4 protein-coding genes are annotated in these 6,175 nt (G+C 77.4%); 1 reads left to right on the forward strand and 3 read right to left on the reverse strand.

Translation table 11 applies throughout. The annotated features are described in order from the left end of the window. On the forward strand, positions 1–1,132 hold a 1,132-nt coding region (locus tag RIF68_RS23815; RefSeq protein ID WP_309053337.1), incomplete at its 5' end, for a hypothetical protein. 91 nt (positions 1,133–1,223) lie between these two features. Here the strand turns inward: RIF68_RS23815 and RIF68_RS23820 are convergent. The 3 genes from RIF68_RS23820 to RIF68_RS23830 all read right to left on the reverse strand — a co-directional run bounded on the left by RIF68_RS23820 (position 1,224) and on the right by RIF68_RS23830 (position 6,078). After that, positions 1,224–2,927 (reverse strand): bifunctional 3'-5' exonuclease/DNA polymerase, encoded by a 1,704-nt coding sequence (locus tag RIF68_RS23820; RefSeq protein ID WP_309053338.1) that lies wholly within the window; start codon positions 2,925–2,927, stop codon positions 1,224–1,226. Positions 2,928–3,213: 286 nt separating this feature from the next. Further along, the gene (locus tag RIF68_RS23825) at positions 3,214–3,780 is read right to left on the reverse strand and encodes a GNAT family protein (RefSeq protein ID WP_309053340.1); all 567 of its coding nucleotides are present in this window, start codon (positions 3,778–3,780) and stop codon (positions 3,214–3,216) included. 183 nt (positions 3,781–3,963) lie between these two features. Beyond that, entirely contained in the window at positions 3,964–6,078 is a 2,115-nt protein-coding gene (locus tag RIF68_RS23830; RefSeq protein WP_309053339.1) for an ABC transporter permease, read from the reverse strand. Positions 6,079–6,175 lie beyond the last annotated feature (97 nt).

The following is a 6,175-nucleotide window of genomic DNA, read 5'->3' on the forward strand; positions in this document are numbered from 1 at the left end:
CGTCGCCGTCGCCGCCGGCGGCGTCCACGGCGCCGGGCTCTTCGCCCCGTCCGGGACCGGTGCCCCGGCGGCCGTGGCCCAGCAGCCCGCGGACGGGCCGGCCGCTCCCGGCGACGGCACCACCGCCGAGGTGCCGAACGAGAAGGACCCGCACCGGGCCACGCTCCCCGTCGAGGACCTGGCCGCCGTCCTCAAGGCCCACACCCCCGGCGGCACCTGGCAGATCATGAACGCGGGCGGCACCGGCCACCACGTCTCCGGCGTGTACGACGACGGCCGGGGCCGGGCGGCCGTCACGGTCGGGCTCTCCCGCGCGCAGGGTGACGGCGAGGCGGGCACCGGGCAGGTCACCTGCCCCTCCAAGGTCCACACGGTTTACGACGCGTGCACCAGTGAGCGGCTGCCGGACGGTTCCCGGCTCATGATCCTCCAGGGGTACGAGTACCCCGACCGGCGCGTGGACACCAAGGTCTGGCGCGCGGTCCTGCTCACCCGGGACGACTTCCTCGTGGACGCGAGCGAGTACAACGCGCCGGCCGAGAAGGGCGCCGCCGTCACCCGCGCCGACCCGCCCTTCTCCCCGGGCCGGCTGAAGGCCCTGGTCACCGCCGAGGCCTGGAAGCCGCTGCTGGAGCGCCTGCCCGTCGTCCCGGTGCGGAAGCCGACGGCGGACCCCGGCCGCCCGGAGGAGCCCGCCGAGCCGAGCGGCCCGGCCGTCCGGGCGGCGCTGCGCTCCCTGCTGCCCGAGGACGTGGACGTCGTCGACCAGGGCGGCGACGCCGGCTACGGCTACGCCGTCGTGGACGACGGCCGGGGCAGGAGCCTGATCGAGATCAACGTCCAGCCGGGCATGAACGACGTACGGAGCAGCCTCTTCGGCACCGGTGAGGTCACCACGCTGCCCGACGGGCGCGTGGTCAAGCTCCTGCAGCGTCCGGGCGAGAAGGGCGGCGAGGGCGTCGTCTGGTGGACCGTCGACACCATGACGCCCGCGGGCTTCCGGGTCGTCGTCTCCGCCTTCAACGCCGGCGGCCAGCACGCGGCGGCCACGCGCCCCGAACCGGCACTGACCATGGAGGAGCTGAAAACGATCGCCCTCAGCCCGAAGTGGCGGAAGCCGTCCGCGAAGTAACGGCCGGGCGCCCCACCTGTACGGAGGCCGGAGGAGCGGTGGAGTCTCCTCCGGTCTCCTCCGCCCCCCCGCCCCCCGTGGCCCGCTCCGCCTACTTGGCGTCCGAATACCGCTCGACCACGGCCGTGGTGAACGGGAAGCGCACCGGTGTCACCCCGAAGGTGATCCGCCCCGCCTCGTCCCCGGCCTCCCGGATCGCCTCCGCCACGGCCGCGGCCTCCTCCCGGGGACAGTGCACGATCACCTCGTCGTGCTGGAAGAAGACCAGCTCCGCCCGCATCCCCGCGAGCGCCTGCCGCAGCGCCGCCAGCATCACCAGGGCCCAGTCGGCGGCGCTGCCCTGGACGACGAAGTTCCGGGTGAACCGGCCGCGCGCCCGGCTGTTCCCGGAGGCGTACCCGGGGGTGAACCCGGACGCCGGGCCGCCGTCCTCCGCCGGCAGGTCCGCCGCCTCCTGCGGGATGCCGGCCTCCTCGTCCTCACCCGCGCCCACCGCCCGGGGGCTGGTCCGGCCGAGCCAGGTCCGGACGAGACGGCCCTCCTCCCCGGCCTTCGCCGCCTCGTCCACGTAGGCCACGGCGCGCGGGAAGCGGCGGCGCAGGGCCGCCAGGTTCTTCAGGCCGTCCCCGCTGGTCTGCCCGTAGATCGCGCCGAGCAGCGCGATCTTGGCGTGGTCCCGGTCGCCGGAGAACGCCCGGTCGGACAGGCGCGTGTAGAGGTCGTCGGGGTGCCCGGCCACCTCCATGAGCCCGGGGTCGCGGGAGATCGCGGCCAGCACCCGCGGCTCCATCTGGTCGGCGTCCGCGACGACGAGCCGCCAGCCCTCGTCCGCGACGACCGCCCGCCGGATCACCTTCGGGATCTGCAGCGCCCCTCCGCCGCTCGTCGTCCACCGCCCGGTGACCGTACCGCCGGGCACGTACTCCGGCCGGAACCGCCCGTCCCGCACCCAGTCCGCCAGCCAGGACCAGCCGTGCGCCGTCCAGATCCGGTACAGCTTCTTGTAGGCGATGAGCGGCCGCACCGCCGGATGGTCGATCTCCTCCAGCTCCCAGCGGCGCGTGGACCGCACCCGGATGCCGGCCTGCGCGAACGCCTTCACCACGTCGGCGGGCAGGTCCGGACGGACCCGGCGGCCGAAGGCGGCCGACACCTCGTCCGCCAGCTCCGCCAGCCGGCGCGGCTCGCCACCGCCCGCGTACCGCTCGCCGAGCAGCTCGCGCAGCAGCTCCCGGTGCTCGTCGGCCCGCCACGGCAGCCCCGCCCGGTGCATCTCGGCGGCGACGAGCATCCCGGCCGACTCGGCGGCGGTCAACAGCCGCATCCGGCCCGGGTGCTCGGCCCGGTCGTGCCGGCGCTGCTGCTCCGCGTAGACGGCGAGGAAACCCTCGAAGGGGACGGGCGCGGCCGGGCGCGGCTCGAAGAGGGAGTCCTGCGTGCCCGGTTCGGCGCCGCGCTGCGGGGGGTCGGGCGGTACGGGCGCGTTCCGCAGGCGCGCCCAGGCCGCGGCCGCCGACCGTGGCTCGCCGAGGCGCCCTTCGTGCCCGAGGAGCAGCTGCTCGGCCGCCTCGACGTCGTAGCACCGCTCGACCCGCACACCGGCGGCGAGCAGCCGCGGATACACCTCGGCCGTCGACCGCCACACCCACCGGGCGACCTCGGGCCGGGACCGTACCGCCGTCACCGCGTCCGGCTCGCGCCGCACCTGCCCGGCGGGCAGACCGTCCGGCCCGAGGGGGACGAGCAGCACGCCCTCCCCCTCCGGCTCGGCGGCCAGCGCCCACCTCTCGCTCATGGGTGCGAGTGTGACACCCACCACTGACAGCACCGCTCAGGCGCCGCCGGGGTGAGCGGACGAGCACCCCGGCGCCGGGGGCCGCGACCGTCGGGAGGGCGCGCGCCGGGCCCGGCGCCCCCAGGCCGGGACGGGGGTCGTGCCGCATGGACCGCGTCCCGCGGGCGCGGTGGCGGCCAGGCCGGTGGCGGTCGCGCGGGCCGGTAGGGGCGCGGGCGTCCGCCCGCGCTCCGGGGCGGCGTCGATGATCGGCCCCGAGCTCCGAAGGACGCGCCGGGGCCGCTTCTCAGCGGGGCTGTGGCGCGGTGGCGGCGAGCCAGTCCGGGGCGAGGACCGACCAGACCTCCTCGTCCACCCGCCTGCCCCGGTAGTGGTGGCTCTCCCGCAGGACGGCGTCCCGCTTCATGCCCAGCCGCCGGGCCACCGCGATGCTCGGCCCGTTGTCGGCCGACACCACCCACTCCACGCGGTGGACGCCCCGCACCTCGATCGCCCAGCCGATGAGCTCGCGTGCCGCCCGGGTCACCAACCCCCGCCCCACGGCCGCCGGTTCGAGCCAGCAGCCCGCCTCCGCCACTCCCGCGGAGACGTCGAGCGTGCGCAGGATGACCGCGCCGACCAGGGTGCCGTCGAGCCGGATGCCGTGGATCCGGCCCGTGTCGGCGGCCGCCTTCTCCGCGTAGGCCCGCAGGAACGCCCGGCTCGACTCCAAATCCTTCACGACGTCCGGCAGCCCGTTGCGCGCGCCGATGAACTCCCGCCCCCGGTCCATGTGCGCCAGGAACTCCCCGGCCTGCCACGGTTCGAGCGGACGCAGCTCCGCCCCGTCGTCTCCCAGCCGGGTCGCGTACACGGTCACCCCTCCACGGTCGTGCTCCTGCTCGTCCAGCGGTCGGATCCTCCCACCGCCTCACCGCCGGTGACCAGGGGCGCCGGCACCCCGCCGCACGACCGGGGACGGGGGGAGGGGGCCCACGGGGCGGGGCGGTGACCCGGCTCCGACCCCGGTCACCGCCCCGTGTCCCACCATGGCCGTTCAGCGCGTGAGGCGCCACGCGGGGAGGGCCGCCGCGGCGACCGCGACCAGCGCGCACGTCCCGGCCACCGCGCCGACCGTGGCCCACGGTAGGGCGAGGGCGGCCGGCGCCGACAGGGCGGCCAGGCCCGCGCCCAGGGTGCCGAGGCAGAGCGCCGTCACCACCAGGCCCAGGACCGTCCCGATCACCACGGCGAACAGCGCCTCGCCCGCCACGACCCGCACGGTCTGGGCCCGGGTGGCGCCGGCCAGCCGGAGCGAGGACAGTTCCCCGCCGCGTACCGAGGTCGCCATGAGCAGTGTGGTGGCGAGCGTGATCAGCGTGTGGACCACGGCGATGCCGAGGACGAGGGCCAGGCCGGCCCGCGCCTGCGGGCTGCCCGCCGGGTGGTCGGCGGCCGTGCGCGCCGCGACGGTCGCGACCCGCCCGCCGCTCGCCGCCAGCGCGCGCGTGACCGCCGCCCCGTCACCGCCGCCCGCCTCCACGCGGTCGACGGCCGAGCCGGGGGCGTTCGCCCGCGTGACGTAGGGCCCGTTGCCGCCCGTGCCGCGCGCGAGGACGGCCGCCACCCTGAGCCGTACCGGACCCCGGCCGTCGGCGAGCCACACGTCGACGGACCGGCCGACCCGGCGGTGCTCGAACTCCTCGTGGACGACGATCGACCGGTCGTCCAGGTCCCGCAGGTCACCGGCGACGACCGGGAGCCGGGCCAGTTCGGCGAAGGCCGCCGGGTCGTCGACGGCCCGGGCCCCGTACCGTACGACCGCCTCGGCCCCGTCCCGTACGAAGACGGTGGTCGCCCCGGAGGCGGACACCGTGGTCCCGGGCGGGGCCGCGACCGGCCGCAGCCGCTCGCCCGTCGCCACCCACGAGGCCGCCGTCGCCTCCCGTGCCTCGGCGCCCTTCGACCGCGTCACGCTCGCCGCCGAACCGAACAGTGTCCCGGCCAGCGCCACGGCCACCAGGACGGGCGCGGCGACGGCGGCGGTGCGGCGCACGGCGGCCCGGCTGTTCTCCCGTACGAGCGTGCCGACCGCCCCGCCCGCCGGCAGCAGGCGGGTCAGGGGCCGGACGAGCAGCGGCGCCAGCAGGGCCGTGCCGCCGATGAGCGGCATCGGGAGGGTGGTGTACGTCTTGCGCTTGAGCAGCGCGGACGGGTCGGTGACGTACGTGTGGAGGAGCAGCCCCGCCCCGGTGAGGAGCAGCGCCGCACCGAGCAGCGCCCGGCCCGGGGGAAGGACACCGGCGTCGACGTCCGCCTCGCGCAGGGCGGCCGTGGGGCCGGTCCTCGCGGCGCGGTGGGAGGCGGCGGCCGCCCCGGTGAGGGCGACGGCAAGGCCCGTCCAGAAGGCCAGGTGGTACGGCCAGGCGGCGTCGCCGGCCGTGAACCAGGCGGGTGCCAGGCCATGGTCCACCAGCGTCCGGGCGAGGACGGGCGCGCCGAGGGAGCCGAGGACGCACCCGGTCGCGGAGGCGAGCGCGCCCACCGCCGCCGCCTCGGTGAGGAGCAGTCGGCGGACCTGTCCGGGGGTGGCGCCGGCCGCGCGCAGGAGGCCGAACTCGCGGCGGCGCAGCGCCACCGCGAAGGCGAAGGTGGAGGCGACGGTGAAGACGGAGACGAAGACGGCGACACCGCCGGAGGTGCCGAGGAGGGCGTTGAGGCCGGTGAGCGCCTCGGCGTCCGCCGTGTGGCCGGGGTCGGCGCGGCGCCGGTCGGCGCCGGTGAGGACCTGGGCGCGGTCGCCGACGAGGGCGCGTACGTCGGCGGCGGGGGCGTCCACGCCCACGGCGTCGGAGCCGCCGGAGGCGGTGACGGTCCAGCGGGCGCGCAGCTCGCGCAGCAGTTCGCCGTCCACAGGCTGTGGACGGTCGAGCGGCCGGGAAACGGACGCGGTGTCCGGCCCGCGCCGGACCGGCAGGGTGAGCCGGTCCTGCCCCTGGACGACGACGGGCGAGGAGGCGAACCGCTCGGGGGCGCGGTCCGGCGCCCGGAGGGTGGCGGAGAGCCCGAGACCCGTCGCCACGAGCAGTCCCACGCCGAGGGCGAGGGCCAGGAACGCGCCGACGAGGGAGGCCCAGCGGGTGCGCAGCCCGGCGACGGCGACGCTCAGCATCCCGCCCCCTCCACCGCTCCCGTGGCGACGCGCGAACCGGCGCCGGCGGTTCCGGCGGGGACGGGGTCCTGTCCGGTGCCTCCCCCGGGGCCCTTTC

The organism is Streptomyces sp. (genome assembly GCF_031178505.1).
In the GTDB taxonomy this organism is placed as follows: domain Bacteria; phylum Actinomycetota; class Actinomycetes; order Streptomycetales; family Streptomycetaceae; genus Streptomyces; species Streptomyces gulbargensis.